The sequence below is a fragment of the Kitasatospora sp. NPDC001309 genome, from assembly GCF_042896295.1.
Taxonomy (GTDB): domain Bacteria; phylum Actinomycetota; class Actinomycetes; order Streptomycetales; family Streptomycetaceae; genus Kitasatospora.
This window is the reverse complement of sequence record NZ_JBIAXC010000011.1, coordinates 107,132-121,396: the sequence shown is the minus strand read 5'-3', so window position 1 is coordinate 121,396 and position 14,265 is coordinate 107,132. Positions and strand designations below refer to the sequence as shown.

General features: G+C 74.9%; 12 protein-coding genes. 3 read left to right on the top strand and 9 right to left on the bottom strand.

The genetic code is table 11. From position 1 onward, the window contains the following. Positions 1-31 precede the first annotated feature (31 nt). Positions 32-856, top strand: a complete 825-nt coding sequence (locus tag ACFY2K_RS14305) for an SDR family NAD(P)-dependent oxidoreductase (RefSeq protein ID WP_387711513.1) — start codon at positions 32-34, stop codon at positions 854-856. Positions 857-962: 106 nt separating this feature from the next. Further along, a complete protein-coding gene (locus ACFY2K_RS14300; protein ID WP_380400372.1) occupies positions 963-2,057 on the top strand; it encodes an alanine racemase in 1,095 nt (364 codons plus the stop codon). Between the two features lie 98 nt (positions 2,058-2,155). On the opposite strand, the gene ACFY2K_RS14295 is transcribed toward ACFY2K_RS14300, so the two are convergent. The 4 genes from ACFY2K_RS14295 to ACFY2K_RS14280 form a co-directional block, all read right to left on the bottom strand. Beyond that, positions 2,156-3,595 (bottom strand): hypothetical protein, encoded by a 1,440-nt coding sequence (locus tag ACFY2K_RS14295; RefSeq protein ID WP_387711511.1) that lies wholly within the window; start codon positions 3,593-3,595, stop codon positions 2,156-2,158. A 116-nt stretch (positions 3,596-3,711) separates the two neighbouring features. Next, the gene (locus tag ACFY2K_RS14290; RefSeq protein ID WP_387711509.1) at positions 3,712-5,175 is read right to left on the bottom strand and encodes a hypothetical protein; all 1,464 of its coding nucleotides are present in this window, start codon (positions 5,173-5,175) and stop codon (positions 3,712-3,714) included. 162 nt (positions 5,176-5,337) lie between these two features. Then, a complete protein-coding gene (locus tag ACFY2K_RS14285; RefSeq protein ID WP_387711507.1) occupies positions 5,338-6,768 on the bottom strand; it encodes a hypothetical protein in 1,431 nt (476 codons plus the stop codon). Between the two features lie 219 nt (positions 6,769-6,987). After that, complete coding sequence (locus tag ACFY2K_RS14280; RefSeq protein ID WP_380593069.1) at positions 6,988-7,239, bottom strand: DUF6296 family protein; 252 nt, start codon at positions 7,237-7,239, stop codon at positions 6,988-6,990. Between the two features lie 355 nt (positions 7,240-7,594). Here ACFY2K_RS14280 and ACFY2K_RS14275 point away from each other — a divergent pair, with 355 nt between their 5' ends. Continuing rightward, positions 7,595-9,175: an acyl-CoA synthetase gene (locus ACFY2K_RS14275; RefSeq protein WP_387711505.1), complete on the top strand. Its 1,581-nt coding sequence runs from the start codon at positions 7,595-7,597 to the stop codon at positions 9,173-9,175. A 60-nt stretch (positions 9,176-9,235) separates the two neighbouring features. Here the strand turns inward: ACFY2K_RS14275 and ACFY2K_RS14270 are convergent, their stop codons facing one another. From ACFY2K_RS14270 to ACFY2K_RS14250, 5 genes are all read right to left on the bottom strand, one after another. Continuing rightward, a complete protein-coding gene (locus ACFY2K_RS14270) occupies positions 9,236-10,069 on the bottom strand; it encodes a polysaccharide deacetylase family protein (protein WP_380593067.1) in 834 nt (277 codons plus the stop codon). A 127-nt stretch (positions 10,070-10,196) separates the two neighbouring features. Beyond that, complete coding sequence (locus ACFY2K_RS14265; RefSeq protein ID WP_380593066.1) at positions 10,197-10,544, bottom strand: hypothetical protein; 348 nt, start codon at positions 10,542-10,544, stop codon at positions 10,197-10,199. Positions 10,545-10,584: 40 nt separating this feature from the next. Further along, a complete protein-coding gene (locus ACFY2K_RS14260) occupies positions 10,585-11,568 on the bottom strand; it encodes an aldo/keto reductase (RefSeq protein WP_380642544.1) in 984 nt (327 codons plus the stop codon). Between the two features lie 148 nt (positions 11,569-11,716). Continuing rightward, positions 11,717-12,925 carry a glycosyltransferase gene (locus ACFY2K_RS14255; RefSeq protein ID WP_387711502.1) on the bottom strand — a complete coding sequence of 403 codons (1,209 nt, stop codon included), beginning with the start codon at positions 12,923-12,925 and terminating at the stop codon, positions 11,717-11,719. 89 nt (positions 12,926-13,014) lie between these two features. Next, positions 13,015-14,190, bottom strand: coding sequence for a helix-turn-helix domain-containing protein (locus tag ACFY2K_RS14250; RefSeq protein WP_387711500.1), 1,176 nt, complete (start codon positions 14,188-14,190; stop codon positions 13,015-13,017). Between the last annotated feature and the right edge of the window lie 75 nt (positions 14,191-14,265).

The window sequence follows — 14,265 nt, the reverse complement described above, 5'->3', positions numbered from 1 at the left end:
CGGCCGGGAGGGCGTGGGAGGGACGGCGGGCATGGGCGAGCTGGACGGCAGGACGGCACTGGTGACGGGTGGGTCCCGTGGGATCGGGCGGGCGGTCGCACGGCGGCTGGCCGAGGACGGGGCGCTGGTCGCGGTGCACTACGGCGGCAACGAGGAGGCCGCCGCGGAGACTGTGAAGCTGATCGAGGGGGCGGGCGGCCGGGCGTTCGCGGTACCGGCCCGGTTCGACCGGGGCGACGGGCCGGACCGGCTGTTCGAGGGCCTCACCGCCGGGTTGGCGGAGCGCGGTGAGGACGGCCTGGACATCCTGGTCAACAACGCGGGCGTGCACCTGGCCGGTTCGATCGGTGAGATCACCGAGGAGGACTTCGACCGGGTGATGGCGGTCAACGTCCGCGCGCCGCTCTTCGTGATCCAGCGGACCCTGCCGCTGCTGCGGGACGGCGGCCGGATCGTGAACGTGGCCTCGGCGGCCGCCCGGATCGCCTCGCCGCTCCAGATCGGCTACACCGTCAGCAAGACGGCCCTGGAGGCGCTCGCCGCGCCGCTCGCCAACGACCTCGGCCGGCGCGGGATCACCGTCAACACCGTCAACCCGGGCGTGATCCTCACCGACATGACCTCCGCGTGGACCAGCGCCCCCGAGGCGATGGCCGGGCTGGAGTCGATCACCGCCCTGGGCCGGATCGGCACGCCCGAGGACGTCGCGGACGTGGTCGGCTTTCTGGCGGGCCCGCGCGGCCGCTGGGTGACCGGCCAGACCGTCGACGCCTCCGGCGGCACCTACCTGGGGCCGATCCCGCCGGGCGCGCCTCGCGCTGCCGGGACGGACGGGCCCGGTCCGGCGGAGGCCTGACGGGCCGTACGGGCCGTAAGGGCCCCGGCGCGGCGGGAACCGGGGACACGGCAGGAACGGGGGCGCGGCGGGAACCGGAGGTCGGCCGGACGCGTGATCATGGGGCATGAGCACACATCTCCCCGAGGAGCCGGCGACCCCCGCGCTGGTCGTCGACGCCGATGTCATGGAGCGCAACATCGCCCGGATGAGCGCGGCGGCCCTCGACGGCGGCTTCGCGGTGCGCCCGCACGCCAAGACCCACAAGTGCCCGGAGATCGCGCGGCGCCAGCTCGACGCCGGTGCGGTGGGCCTGAGCGTGGCCACCGTCGGCGAGGCGGAGGTCTTCGCCGCGAACGGCGTGTCCGACCTCTTCATCGCCTACCCCCTGTGGGTCGACGACGCCAAGGCCCGTCGGCTGCGCGCCCTCGCGGACTCGGTCGCCCTGCGGGTGGGGGCGGACTCCGTGGAAGGTGTCCGGCGGCTGGGGCGGGCGCTGCGGGGAGCGGCGGCCCCCGTGCAGGTGATGATCGAGATCGACTCCGGCCACCACCGGACCGGGGTCGTTCCGGCCGACGCGACCGAGATCGGCCTCGCCGCCGTCGACGCCGGGCTGGAGGTGGCGGGCGTCTTCACCTTCCCCGGCCACGGCTACGGCCACGACCCCCGCGCCCGCGAGCACGCGGCCCGCGACGAGGAACGGGCACTCGGCGAGGCCGCGGAAGCGCTGCGGGCCGTGGGGATCGCGGTGCCGGTGGTGAGCGGCGGGTCGACGCCGACGGCCGGGCAGTGGCGGTCCGGCGCGGTGAACGAACTGCGCCCGGGGGTGTACGTCTTCAACGACGCGACCCAGCTGGCCATCGGCAGCTGCACCGCGGACGACCTCGGGCTCTACGCGCTCGCGACCGTGGTGAGCAGCCCGGGCCCCGGTCGTTTCGTACTCGACGCGGGCAGCAAGGTGCTGGGCTCCGACGCCTCGCCCTGGGTCCGCGGTCACGGCTACCTCCCGGACCACCCGGATGCGGTGGTGGCCTCCCTGTCCGAGCACCACGCCACCGTCGTGCTGCCCGAGGGCGGGCCCACTCCCCGCCTGGGCTCCCGGGTCGCCGTCGTCCCGGTCCACGTCTGCACGCCGGTGAACCTGGCCGACACCCTGGAGGTGGTCCGGGCCGGGGAGGTCGTCGACCGCTGGACGGTGGCCGCTCGGGGCGCCAACAGCTGAACGGCGGCTGATCGACGACCGGGCGGGCGGGTTCGGGCGGGTTCGGCGCCCTCCCGCCCGAACCCGCCCGACCCCTGCCGACCGGCGCCGGGCCCTGGTCAGAACTCGCCGTGGGCGAGCTGTTCCAGCGCCTCCCGGATCAGCGGTTCGTGCTGGTGCGCCGCGAGCCGGCGGTGGTACTGCCGGGCCAGGCCCGGCGGAAGGGTGCCGGAGACGCCGATGGCGCAGGACGTGGCACGGACGGCCTGCGCCGCCTCGCCGAGGGCGAGGTAGGTGTCGACGACGGACAGCAGCATCCGGCCGGTCAGCGGCGGGGCGAGCACCGGCTCGGGGCCGTCCAGCCAGTCGAGCAGCGCGGCGGCGTGGGGTTCGGCCCGCCGTGGATCGGCCGCGTGGAGCCAGGCGTCGGCCCGTACGGAGGTCAGGAAGCGGTCGTCGACGGTGAACGGGAACCCGGGCCGGTGCCGGTGCTTGTGGTCGGAGGCGACCGAGGTGTCGGCGGCGAGGGTGTCGGCGGCGAGGTCGAGCGCCCGCGCCGTGTCACCGGACCGGCCGAGGCGGGCGAGGGCCAGCGCCTCCCTGGTGTGCAGCACGACGGCCGCGGCGGGGGCCGGCTCAGGGTCGGCGGCCCTGGCGGCCCGCACGATCATCCGCGCGTCGGCCGCGTCACCCACCATGAGGTGCCGGGTGGCCAGTTGCGCCATCACGACGCCCGCTGCGGCCCGGTCACCGGTGGCGACGGCGGCACGGAGTGCGGCGAGGTTGTGCCGCTCGGCTCCGGTCTCCTCGCCGAGGGCGCTGCTGAGCCAGGTGCAGAGCAGGGCGGTGCGGGCCGCGAGCGGGAACAGCCGCCGTGGTCCCGGACTTTCGACGCCGCCGCTGGTCCCGGCGCCGGTTTCGGTACTGGTGCGGGCACCGCTGAGCAGGTTGCCGACGACGAGCCGGTGTTCGGCGTACGCCACGCCGTACAGGGCCGCGGCGGGCATCAAGGTGCCGGCCTCCTGCTGTTCGAGAGCCGTGGTGCGGGCCTCGCTCCAGCGCAGGCGGTTCCCGACCAGGCCGGGAACGCACCCGGCGGCCGAGCGGGTGGTCCGGCGGGTCCAGCCGGTCCGGCCCGGGTCGGCGAGCTGTGTCAGGGCAGCACCCAGGTGGGATGCCAACTCACGCCCCCTCAGGGTGAGTTCAGGTGAATGCCGAGCCCCGGAGAGGTCCACGACGGCGCGCAGGGCGAGGACCGCACCGTGGTCCGTGTAGGGCTGGTCGAGCAGGGTGGCGTCCCCGGTGGCCAGGTGGAGCCAGTGCGGCCAGCCGAGTTGGTGGACCTCGCGGGCGGGGATCCCGTGGATGTGCGCCATGGCGAGCTGGGCGGTGTGCTCGGGGACGGAGCGGGCGGCCTCCCAGCGGGAGACCCTCTCCCGGCGGGCCGCCGTGTTCCCGAGCGCGAGCGCGGTGTGGGTGCGCGCGACGAGCTTGGCGTACTCGGACTGGGACAGGCCCATGCCCTCGCGCAGCCGGGTGAGGGGGTGGACGTGGACCATGTCGCCTCCGAAGGGGTCGAGGGGCGGCGGCCCCGGCCGGGCACGGATCGTCGGCGACCCGTGCGGCGAGCGTGTGGACAGCACGGACCGGACGGCAGGCCACCAGGTCATCGCCGTTACGGGATCGGCCGGTTGGAGCGGGAGCCCTCGTCCAGGCGTTCCAGGACCTGCCGGACGGCCGGCTCGTTCTCGTGCCGGGCCAGCCGCGCGCGGTACTGGAGGTCGAGTCCGGGCGGGAGCCTCCCGGTGACGTCGACGGCGCGGTGGACGGTGTCGGCGACGCGGTCGAGCTCACCGAGCGCGAGGTGCGCGTCGGCCGCGTAGAGGAGCCAGACACCCGTCTGGGGCGACGGGACGGCGCTCCGCGGTGCCAGCAGGGAGTCCGTGAAAAGCTCGAAGTACGGCTTCGCACCCTGCGGATCCCCGAGGAACAGCGCGGCCAGGGCCCGGCTGACGGTGACGCACCGCTCGGCCCCGGCACCGGCACCGGCACCGGCACCGACCGCTGGACCGGCACCCCCCGAGGCGGCGCTCGCGGCGGCCCGGTCCAGCGCCCTCGCCGCGCCGGTGGCGTTCCCCAGCCGGGCCAGGGCGAGGGCCTCCGCGCAGTGCAGGATGCTCTCCGGACCGTACGAGGACCCGCGCTGTCCGGACTGTCCGGGTTGTCCTGACTGACCGGACTGACCGGACTGCCCTGCGCGGACGGCGGCGGCTGCCCGGACGAGCGCCAGCGCATCGGCCGGGGAGCCGGCGGTGAGGTGGCGACGGGCGAGGTGGGCCATGGCCGCCGAGGCCGTCCCGGGCGCGGCAGCAGCGGCGGCGGCCCGGATCGCGGTGAGGTTGTGGCGCTCCGCCCGGGTCTCCTCGCCGACGGCGCTGCTCAACCAGGTGCAGAGCAGCGCCGTGCGGGCAGCGAGCCGGAAGAGCGGGCGGGCGGCCGGGTCGTCGCGGTCACGGCCGTTGAACAGGCCGACGACCAGCCGGTGTTCGGCGTGCGCCGCCCGGTAGAGGGCCTCGGCGGGTATCAGCGAGCCGTCCTCGTGCCGTTCGAGCGCGCCGGTGCGGGCCTCGATCCAGTGCAGCTGCTCGGCGAGGGCCTGGGACCGGCCCGGCACGTCACCCCGGCCGGGGCGGGCGTCCCGGCCGGCGCGGGTTCCCCCGCCGTCCGCCGCGATCTGGGTGAGCGCGGACCGCAGTTGGGCGGTGAGCGCCGGCCCCCGCAGCAGGAGCCGCGGGGAGCGTGGCGCCTTCGGCAGGTGGAGGGCGCTGCTCAGGGCGAGCTCGGCGCCGGCGGCCGTGTAGGGCTGCTCCAGCAGGGTGGTGTCGCCGATGACCAGGTGCAGCCAGTGGGGCCAGCCGAGACGGCGCACCTCGCGGGCGGCGACTCCGTGGATGTGCGCCATCGCCAGTTGCGCGGTGTGCTCGGGGACGGTCCGTCCCGATTCCCACCGGGAGACCTTCTCCCGACGGGCCGCCATCTGCCCGAGGCCGAGCTCGACATGGGTCCGGGCGACGAGACGGGCGTATTCGGGGTGGGAAAGGCCCTTCGCGGACCGCAACAGGATGAGTGGGTGCGCCATGGATGCAGTCTTGAGATGTCTCTGTAGATCGTGGGGGAACCGAGACCGGCTCCGGACCGGCTTCGGTACCGGATCCTAGAAAAACCGATACGGAATTCGCCAGACGCGGAGGCACTCCCCGAGGCACTGCCGACGGCATTGCCGGAACGGGAATTGACGCTTTCAGGCGGACCCGGGCTCGAAGCCGCCCCCGGACTCAAAGCCGCCCCCGGATTCGAACCCGGTCCGACGCTGCGGCGCGGGCCGATCGTCCAGGTGGTCGAGGAGCTCCCGCACGCCGGGGTGGTCGGCGTGCGGCGCGAGCCGGCTGCCGAACCAGTGGGCGAGCCCCGGCGGCAGGGTCCCGGCCCGGTCGACGGCGCCGTGGACGGTGGCGGCCGCCTCGTCGACCTGCCCGACCGCCAACTGGGCCTCCACCAGCGGGCGCAGCCGGGCCACGGCGTGCGGCGAGGGGGGCCGGGCCGTCGGCGCGCCGTCGGTGCGCAGGCTCCGGTAACTGTCCAGGGCCCGGGCCGGTTGCCCCAGACGCAGCCAGGTGTGACCGCGGGCGAGGGCGAGGTACTCCTCGTCGATGTTGCTGCCGGTGGGGTCGGCCTGTGCGTCCCAGCCCGGCGCGGCCGCCGACAGGGCCTGCTCGGCGTGCTCCAGCGCACGCAGGCCGGCGGCGGGTTCGCCGAGCCGGGCCAGGGCGCGGGCCTGCCGGGTGTGCAGGATGACGGCCAGCCTGGGGGTGGGGTGCGGGTCGACGGCCCGGGCGGCCCGGAGCAGGGCGAGGGCGTCCCGGGGGTCGCCGCGGCGCAGGTGCCTGATCGAGAGCAGCGAGAGGTAGGCGGCGGTGTGCCGGGGCGCCCCGGCGGCGGCCGCGGCCCGGATCGCGGCCAGGGCGTAGCGCTCGGCGCGGCCCTCCTCCCCCAGGGCGCCGCTGGTCCAGGTGCACAGGGCCGCGCTGCGTGCCGCGAGCAGGAACAGCCGGGTGCCGGTGGTCCGGTCGTACCGGTGGCGCGCCAGGAGGTCACCGACGAGCCGGTACTCGGCCCGGGCGGCGGCGTGGAGCGCGTCCTGCGGGATCGGGCTGCCGGCCTCCAGTTCTTCCAGGGTGCGGATGCGGGTCTCGGCCCAGCCGAGCGTTCCGGGGCCGATCCGGGGGCCTTCGTGCACGGGCGGGCACGGGCCGTCGGCGAGTGCCGCCACGGCGCCGCGGATCTGGGCGGTGAGCGTGGCACCGGTGGCGATCAGTGCAGGGCCCGGGCCGGGATTCCCCGGCCCGCCCGCGGCGGCCCAGGTGATGTCGACGGCGGCCTGCGGATTCCACGGCTGCCGCAGCAGTGCACCGTCGCCGCCGGCGACGAACAGCCACTGCGGCCAGCCCAGGCGCAGCACGATCTCCCGGTCCACCTGGTGGATACGGGCGATGGCGAGCTGGGCGCCGAGTTCCGGAGCGATCCGGCCCGATTCCCAGCGGGAGACCTTCTCGCGCCGCGCGGCCATCGGCCCGTAGCCGAGTTCCGCGTGCGTACGGGCGATCAGCTGGGCGTACGCGGACTGGGAAAGGCCGATCGCGATTCTCAGCACGGCCAGGGGGTGCGTCGTCATGTCATGGCTTCGATTCCTCCCAGCGGCCTTCCGTCGTTCTTCGCGACGGCATTCGCGGCGGTGGGGGGTTTTGTCGAATGATCAATCAAGACTCATTTGATCGTAACAGCGCGACTTCGCAGCGTCAAAGCCGGAAGCGAATTCCGCAGTTCCTGAATTCCGGCGGAACGGCATTTCCGCGAAGCCTCCCGCCGCCCCGGGCGTGTGCAGGCATGCGTGCTACGGCGCGAGGCGGTCCGGCAGCGGCACCGCGTGCAGGCAGGGGTGCCGCCCCATGCCGTCCGGGGCGGACAGGACGGTGGCGACCTCGCCGATGATCTCCACCCGGAGGTCGCCGGCGCGGTTCGTCCAGACCGGTCCGCCGCCGGGGCCCACGGCCTCGGTGACGCGGACCACGACGACCGGCGGCGGAGCGTGCCCGCCGATCGACCCGGGCAGGGTCACCGCGTAGCGGCGTTCAAGGCTCTTCATGGCCGGCCTCCTCGTCGGACTCCCCGCCCGGTGGCGTCGATTCTCCTCCGAGGTCGGGCCGTCGCATACGAACGGTGACCGTCTTCGCAGCACCCTTCGGCCCGGCACGGTGCCGGGCCCCGGAATCGATGGTTACCCGGGCACCTACCCGGCCGGGGCCGATGCACACGCCCGCACGCACCCGACGGACCGGGCGGACGGACCGGCCGGGCGCAGGCCCTGGTGCGAGCGGTCCGGACCGGGCAGGCTGCTCCTGCCCGCTCCGGTCGTCCGGACCGGGCGCAGCCGCCCGGCCTCCCAGCCGTTCAGCCACCCCGCCGCCCCGCCGTACGAAAGCGAGACCGTGACCGTGACCATGAGCGACGACCCCCGAGCCGGCACCGTCGACGGGCTGCTGCGCCGGAGCGCCCGCCGGGCCCCCGACCGCGTCGCCCTCACGTTCGCCGACCGCAGCTGGACCTACCGGCAGCTCGACGAGGCGGTCAGCCGTGCCGCCGGGCACCTGCTCGGGCTCAGGCTGCGGCCCGGCGACCGGGTCGCCGCGTACGGGCGCAACTCCGACGCCTACGCGATCGCCTTCCTCGCCTGCGCCCGGGCCGGACTGGTGCACGTCCCGGTCAACCACGCCCTCACCGGCAAGGAACTGCGCTACCTGCTCGGCCAGTCCGGCACCCGCGCGGTGCTCAGCGACCCGGCGCTCGCGCCGGAGGTCGAGCGGGTCCGGGACGGCCTGGCCGTCGAACACGTGCTACCGCTGCGGGAGGACCCGGCCGGGCTGCCGGGGAGCGGGCTCTCGGGCACCGGACTACTGGGAACCGGCCTGCTGGAGGCCGCGTCGGCCGGCCCCGTGCCCGAACTCGGCACCGGTCCGGCCGAGACCGAGCTCGCCCAGCTGCTCTACACCTCCGGCACCACCTCCCGCCCCAAGGGCGCGATGATGCCCCACCGCGCCCTGGTGCACGCCTACCTGTCCGCCCTCCACGCCCTCGACCTGCGCGAGGACGACCGGCCGCTGATCTGCATGCCGCTCTACCACTCGGCGGCCCTGCACGTCTTCCTGCTCCCGTACCTCGCCGTCGGCGCCTCCGTCCTGCTGCTGGAGTCGCCCGACATCCCCGAGCTGCTCCGCCGGATCGAGGCCGACCGGATCGGCTCGCTGTTCCTGGCACCGACCGTGTGGGTTCCGCTGGCCAACCACCCGGACCTCGACCGGCACGATCTGTCCTCCCTGCGCAAGGCCCAGTACGGCGCCTCGATCATGCCGGTGGCGGTGCTCGACCGGCTGCGTGCCCGCTACCCGCAGGTCGGCTTCTACAACTGCTTCGGCCAGTCCGAGATCGGCCCGCTGTCCACGGTGCTCCGGCCGGAGGAGCACCTCGACCGCCCGGCCTCCTGCGGACGCCCGGTGCTGTTCGTGGAGACCCGCGTCGTGGACCGGACCGGCACCGAGGTGCCGCCCGGCACCCCGGGCGAAGTCGTCTACCGGTCACCGCAGTTGTGCCTCGGCTACTGGGACTCGCCCGAGCAGACCGCCGAGGCCTTCAAGGACGGCTGGTTCCACTCCGGGGACCTGGTGGTCGCCGACGAGGCCGGCTACCTGACCGTGGTCGACCGGATCAAGGACGTCATCAACACCGGCGGGGTGCTGGTCGCCTCCCGGGAGGTCGAGGAGGCCGTCTACAGCCACCCCGCCGTGGCCGAGGTCGCGGTGATCGGCGTCCCCGACGACAAGTGGATCGAGGCGGTCACCGCCTTCGTCGTGCTCCGCCCCGGCAGTCCCGCCCCCACCGAGGCGGAACTGATCGCCCACGTCAGGAGCCGGCTCGCACCGTTCAAGGTGCCGAAGAAGGTCCTCTTCGTCACCGAACTGCCCCGCAACCAGAGCGGCAAGCTCCTCAAGCGCGAACTCCGGGCCCGGGCCTCCGGGATCCGCTAGCCCGGCCGGCCCAGACGGCCGGGACGGCTGGGACGGCTGGGACGGCTGGGACGACGACGGTCACGGAGTGGTCCGGACCGGGAAGCCGGTGGCGCGGCCCTGGCTCTTCAACCAGGTGAGCACCTGGCCGAGGGCCTCGACGGTCTGCTGCCGGTCGCCGCCACCATCGTGGAACAGGACGGTCGGGCCGAGGGCGAGCTCCTTCTTCACCGTCTCGACGATGGCCGCCGTGCCGGGCTTCTCGAAGTCCTTCGAGTCGACGTTCCAGCCGAGCGGGCGCATGCCGTTCGCGGCGGCGATCCGCCGGCTGTCGGGGGTGAACGAGCCGCCGGGGGCCCGGTAGTACATGACCTCGGCGCCGCCCGCGGCCTGCTCGATCATCTTCTTCGCGTCCAGGATCTCCCGCTCCTGGTAGGCGACGGGCTTCTTGTCCATCGTGGTGTCGTGGTCCACGGTGTGGTCGCAGAGCCGGTGACCGGCCGCCACCACCTGCTTGACCAGGTCCGGGTGGGCCTTGGCCTGCGGTCCGATCATGCAGAAGGTCGCCTTCACCCCGTACCGCTTGAGCACGTCGAGGACCTTCGGGGTCCACACCGGGTCGGGCCCGTCGTCGATGGTGATGTTGACGGCGTTGCCCCCGGCCTCCGAGGCGTGGGCTATGCCCTCGGGTATGCCGCCGGACTGCGCACCGCCGCCGCTGCCCTGGGCACCGTCCTGGCCGCCCTGCCCTTCGGCGGACCCGTCCTGCGCCTGGGCGACGTTCCGGTCATGGCCGGGGACCGTCGCGGTGACCGCGGGAACCGCCCAAGCCGTCGCCGCGGCGACGACGACCGCCACCGCGACGGCCGCCCGCGACCGGTTGCCCACGGTCCCCATGCGCGCCTTGATGTCCATCAACGACCCCTCCCCCGACTCCACCTGCGTGTTCTCCGAGGTCGAGGACGTCAACCACCCCACCGGGGTTCCCCGCTTCGACGCGCGTAGCAGACCGGTGACATTTCCCGCCGGAACGCGCTGACGCTCAGTGGAGCGACGAGTCCGAGGTAGTACGCGGGGCGTTGCGCGACTCCGGCGGGCCTGCCGTCACGAAGTTCCCACTGCCGTCGATGAAGAGCAGCACCCCGACGTCCTGCTCGCGGTCGACTCCGACCTGGAAGTCGTGGTCAGGGACCGCCGGGAAGTCGTGGCCCGGAACTCTCGGCTTGACGATCCCCCTGGCCAGGTGGGTCAGCTGAGCCAGGTTCTCGTACGCCGAGCCGTCGAGGAGTTCGTCGATCAGGCGATCGACGTCCTCGACGGAGGTGAGACGGCCGGGATCCGCCATCTGGTCCGCCCGGTACCGGACCTCGACCAGTGCCGGTAGTGCCACCGATCCCCTCCAGACCCGGCGGCGACCGCCGGCGACGCTCCTACCAGCGGTCGTGCACCTGCGGCCGGATGCGGCGGTCGTACAGCTCCCGTACGGCGTCGAGCGTGGCCGCGGGCAGCGGGGCCTGCTCGGCGGCCGCGGCGTTGGAGCGGGCCTGCGCCACGTTGCGGGCGCCGGGGATCACCGTCGTGACCCCGGGCTGCTGGATGATCCACCGCAGGGCCGTCTGCGCCGCCGTGGCGCCCTCGGGTGCGAGCGCGGCGAACTCCCGGGCCGCCTCGACGCCCGTGGCGAAGTCCACGCCGGAGAAGGTCTCGCCCTGGTCGAAGGCCTCGCCGTGGCGGTTGTAGGTGCGGTGGTCGTCCGGGCCGAAGACGGTCCGCTCGCTGTAGCGGCCCGAGAGCAGCCCCGAGGCGAGCGGCACACGCGCCAGGATCCCCACCCCGGCCGCCTCCGCCGCGGGCAGCACCCGCTCCAGCGGCTTGAGCCGGAAGGCGTTCAGGATGATCTGCACACTGGCGACGCCCGGACGCGCGATCGCGGTCAGCGCCTCCGCGCAGGTCTCCACGCTCACCCCGTAGGCCGCGATCCGCTCCTCTGCCACCAGGGTGTCCAGGGCGTCGAACACCTCGTCCGAGGAGTAGACCGGCGTCGGCGGGCAGTGCAGCTGCACCAGGTCCAGCCGCTCCACGCCCAGGTTCTCCCGCGAACGGTCCGCCCAGGCACGGAAGTTGGCGAGGCGGTAGTGCTCGGGCCGCTGCTCGACCCGGCGGCCGAACTTGGTCGCGACGAACACCTCCGCGTCCGGCCGCTCCTTCCGGAACCGGCCGATCAGCCGCTCACTGCGACCGTCCCCGTAGACGTCCGCGGTGTCGAAGAGCGTGACCCCCGCCTCCACCGACGCCTCCAACACGGCCAGGGCGTCCTCCTCCCGGACGTCACCCCAGTCCGCACCGAGCTGCCAAGTGCCGAGTCCGACCACCGAAACGGGACGGCCGGTCCGGCCGAGTACGCGCTGTTCCATACCAGGAGCCTCTCACGCCACCCCACCCGACGCCGCCCGGGCCCGGCAGCAGCCGAAGGCGACCCCGCCGGGACCCGGTCCGGTTGCCGTTCCGACTCCCCGGACCGGGCGCCGCGTCCGCTCTCGGTGAGTGTTGGTCAGAGCGGCGCTACCGCGGCTTCGCGCTCGGGTTGTCGGGCAGTGAGGCGAGGTGGGCGAGCAGGGGGGCGGCGCCGTCCTCGGTGGCGAGTCCGCGGGCGAGGTGGGTGGCGCGGTGGTGGTGGGTCGGGTCGGTCAGGCAGGTGGTGATCGCGTCGGCGAGGGCTTCGGCGGTGAGGTCCTGGAACGGGACGGGGCGGGGGGCGACGCCCAGGGTGTGCAGCCGGGCCGCCCAGAACGGCTGGTCGGCCATGACGGGCACGGCGACGGCGGGCACCCCGGCCCGTAGGGCGGCCGCCGTGGTGCCCGCTCCGGCGTGGTGGACGACGGCGGCGGTGCGGGGGAACAGCCAGTCGTGCGGGACGTCACCGACGGTCAGGACGTCGTCGCCGCAGCCGTTCAGCCCGGCCCAGCCCGCCTGCACCACCGCCCGTACGCCCGCCCGCTCGACCGCCGTGGCGACCAGCCCGCTGAGCCGCTCCCCCTCCCCGACCGCCATGCTGCCGAACCCGATGAACACCGGGGGCGGGCCGGCCCGGAGGAAGTCGAGCAGGTCGGCCGGGGGCTGCCAGCCGGCCGGCCGCGCGGGCCACCAGTAGCCCGCCACCCGGGCCCGGGACGGCCAGTCGGCGGGGCGCGGCAGCACCAGCGGACTGTAGCCGTGGAAGGCCGGCCGGATGTCGGCCGCCGCCGTGGGCGGGTCGGCGGGCAGCCCGAGCCGGGCGCGCAGCCTGGTGACGGCGTCCACGAAGAGCCCTTCCGCGCGCCTCAGCACGTCCCGGCCCGCCGCGAGGTTGCCCTCCGGCCCCAGGTCGTCCGCGTTCCGGGCGTTGGGCAGCGCGAACTCCCGGGTGGCGAACGACGGGGCGAGGTAGGTGCCGACGACGGGGACACCGAGCGCCTCGCCCGCCGCCCGGCTCAGCGGTGCCGGGCCGAAGGCGGTGAGCACCACGTCGGCCCCGCCCGCCGCCGCCTCCGCGACCCCGTCGGCCAGCCCGTCCGTGTAGGCCCGCAGCGCCGCCCGGGAGAACTCCCGGACCAGCTCGTGCGGGTCTCCCGGCACGGGCCGGTGTTCGAGCCCGCAGTCGGCGAGGAGCCCGGCGAAGGACGCGTGGGCGGCCACGGCGACTTGGTGGCCCGCCTCCAGCAGTTGCCGCCCCAGCCCGGTGTAGGGCGCGACGTCTCCGCGTGAACCGGCCGTGACGATCAGAATGCGCATGGCCCGATTCTGCCGCCTCCCGCCGCAACTCCGTGCCCACGCGCTGCCGTTGCGGACGAGGGCGAAGACGTCGGCTCGGCGCGGGGGTGTCAGGGGGTGGCTGTGAGGAGGGCGGTCTGGAAGACGAAGCGGTTCCACGGGGTGCGGGGGTCGCGGCCGGTGGTGGTGGCGAGGCGGCGGAGGCGGTAGCGGACGGTTTGGGGGTGGAGGTGGAGGCGGGCGGCCGCGCCGGCGGCGCCGTCGGCGTAGATGACCGCGTCGAGGGTCCGACGGGTGTCGTCGTCCTGGGCGAGGTGGCCGAGTACGGCATCGGTGACCCGGGCGGGGGCGGCGGTGACGCCGGTGAGCCGGGCGCCGGTGAGGGCGTGCGCGCCGGTCAGGCGGTCCAGTGCCGCCGGGTCGACGGCCTTGAGCAGGGCGACCCCGACGCCGTCCATGACGGTGTGCAGCGAGGTGAGTTCGAGGTCGCCGGCCCGGTCGGCTGCGGTTCGGGCGTCGAGGGCCGTGGCCGCCAGTGCGGCCGCCCGTGCCGCGTCGTCGGCGGAACCGGCGGCACCGGCGGCCGGGGAGACCACCAACAGGTCGAAGGTGGCGGGCAGTTCGGCGTCGAGTTCGCGCAACCGCGCGCGCAGGGTGCCGGCGTGGCTCTGCCGGCCGAGCAGCAGGTCCGCGAGGAGGCCGCGGAGTGCGCGTTCGCGGTCCTCGCTGAGGATGCGGCCGGTGGACTCGTAGCCGTCGAAGACCGCCTCCGAGGACTGGTCGAGCACCGTCAGCCAGACCCGGGCCAGCGCACTGAGGTCGCGCGACGGGACGGTGTCGGGGAAGCGTTCGCCGATCCGGTCGAAGAAGGCCAGCGCGGCCACCCGGTAGGCGCGCAGTACGGCCGCCAGCGGGCGGGCGTCCCGGGCCCGGACGGCGCCGACGCCGCGGAACATCCGGAGGTCGCCGGCGTCCAGGGCGCCGTCCACCGACCACAGTTCGAGCACCCGGCGGAGGGTCCAGACGATCAGGGAGCGGACCTCTTCGAGCTGGCGGGCGTCGAGGTTGGCGTAGGCGGGGATCTCCCGGGTGACGGCGGCCAGGGCGGCCTCGACCATGCCCGGCTCGTCCGCCAGGATCCGCGCCACGGCGGCGGAGCGGTCGACGGCAGGGCGGTCGGCCGCGGACCGGTCGGCCGCGGGCCGGTCCGCAGCAGACCGGGCGGCCGACGACGCGCCCCCTACCCGGGTGCCGTGCTCCGGTGGCACAGTCTTCTTCATCACCATCTGACAAACCTAGCGCCCGCCCCCGCGGCCCGCCCGAGCATGGGGACCGTACGGCCATGGGGACCGTACGGCCGT

Excerpts from the sequence above, each read along its gene's own strand:
- ACFY2K_RS14305 (WP_387711513.1), top strand. The coding sequence starts at position 32 with ATGGGCGAGCTGGACGGCAGGACGGCACTGGTGACGGGTGGGTCCCGT.
- ACFY2K_RS14300 (WP_380400372.1), top strand. The coding sequence starts at position 963 with ATGAGCACACATCTCCCCGAGGAGCCGGCGACCCCCGCGCTGGTCGTC.
- ACFY2K_RS14295 (WP_387711511.1), bottom strand. The coding sequence starts at position 3,595 with ATGGTCCACGTCCACCCCCTCACCCGGCTGCGCGAGGGCATGGGCCTG.
- ACFY2K_RS14290 (WP_387711509.1), bottom strand. The coding sequence starts at position 5,175 with ATGGCGCACCCACTCATCCTGTTGCGGTCCGCGAAGGGCCTTTCCCAC.
- ACFY2K_RS14285 (WP_387711507.1), bottom strand. The coding sequence starts at position 6,768 with ATGACGACGCACCCCCTGGCCGTGCTGAGAATCGCGATCGGCCTTTCC.
- ACFY2K_RS14280 (WP_380593069.1), bottom strand. The coding sequence starts at position 7,239 with ATGAAGAGCCTTGAACGCCGCTACGCGGTGACCCTGCCCGGGTCGATC.
- ACFY2K_RS14275 (WP_387711505.1), top strand. The coding sequence starts at position 7,595 with ATGAGCGACGACCCCCGAGCCGGCACCGTCGACGGGCTGCTGCGCCGG.
- ACFY2K_RS14270 (WP_380593067.1), bottom strand. The coding sequence starts at position 10,069 with ATGGACATCAAGGCGCGCATGGGGACCGTGGGCAACCGGTCGCGGGCG.
- ACFY2K_RS14260 (WP_380642544.1), bottom strand. The coding sequence starts at position 11,568 with ATGGAACAGCGCGTACTCGGCCGGACCGGCCGTCCCGTTTCGGTGGTC.
- ACFY2K_RS14255 (WP_387711502.1), bottom strand. The coding sequence starts at position 12,925 with ATGCGCATTCTGATCGTCACGGCCGGTTCACGCGGAGACGTCGCGCCC.
- ACFY2K_RS14250 (WP_387711500.1), bottom strand. The coding sequence starts at position 14,190 with ATGGTGATGAAGAAGACTGTGCCACCGGAGCACGGCACCCGGGTAGGG.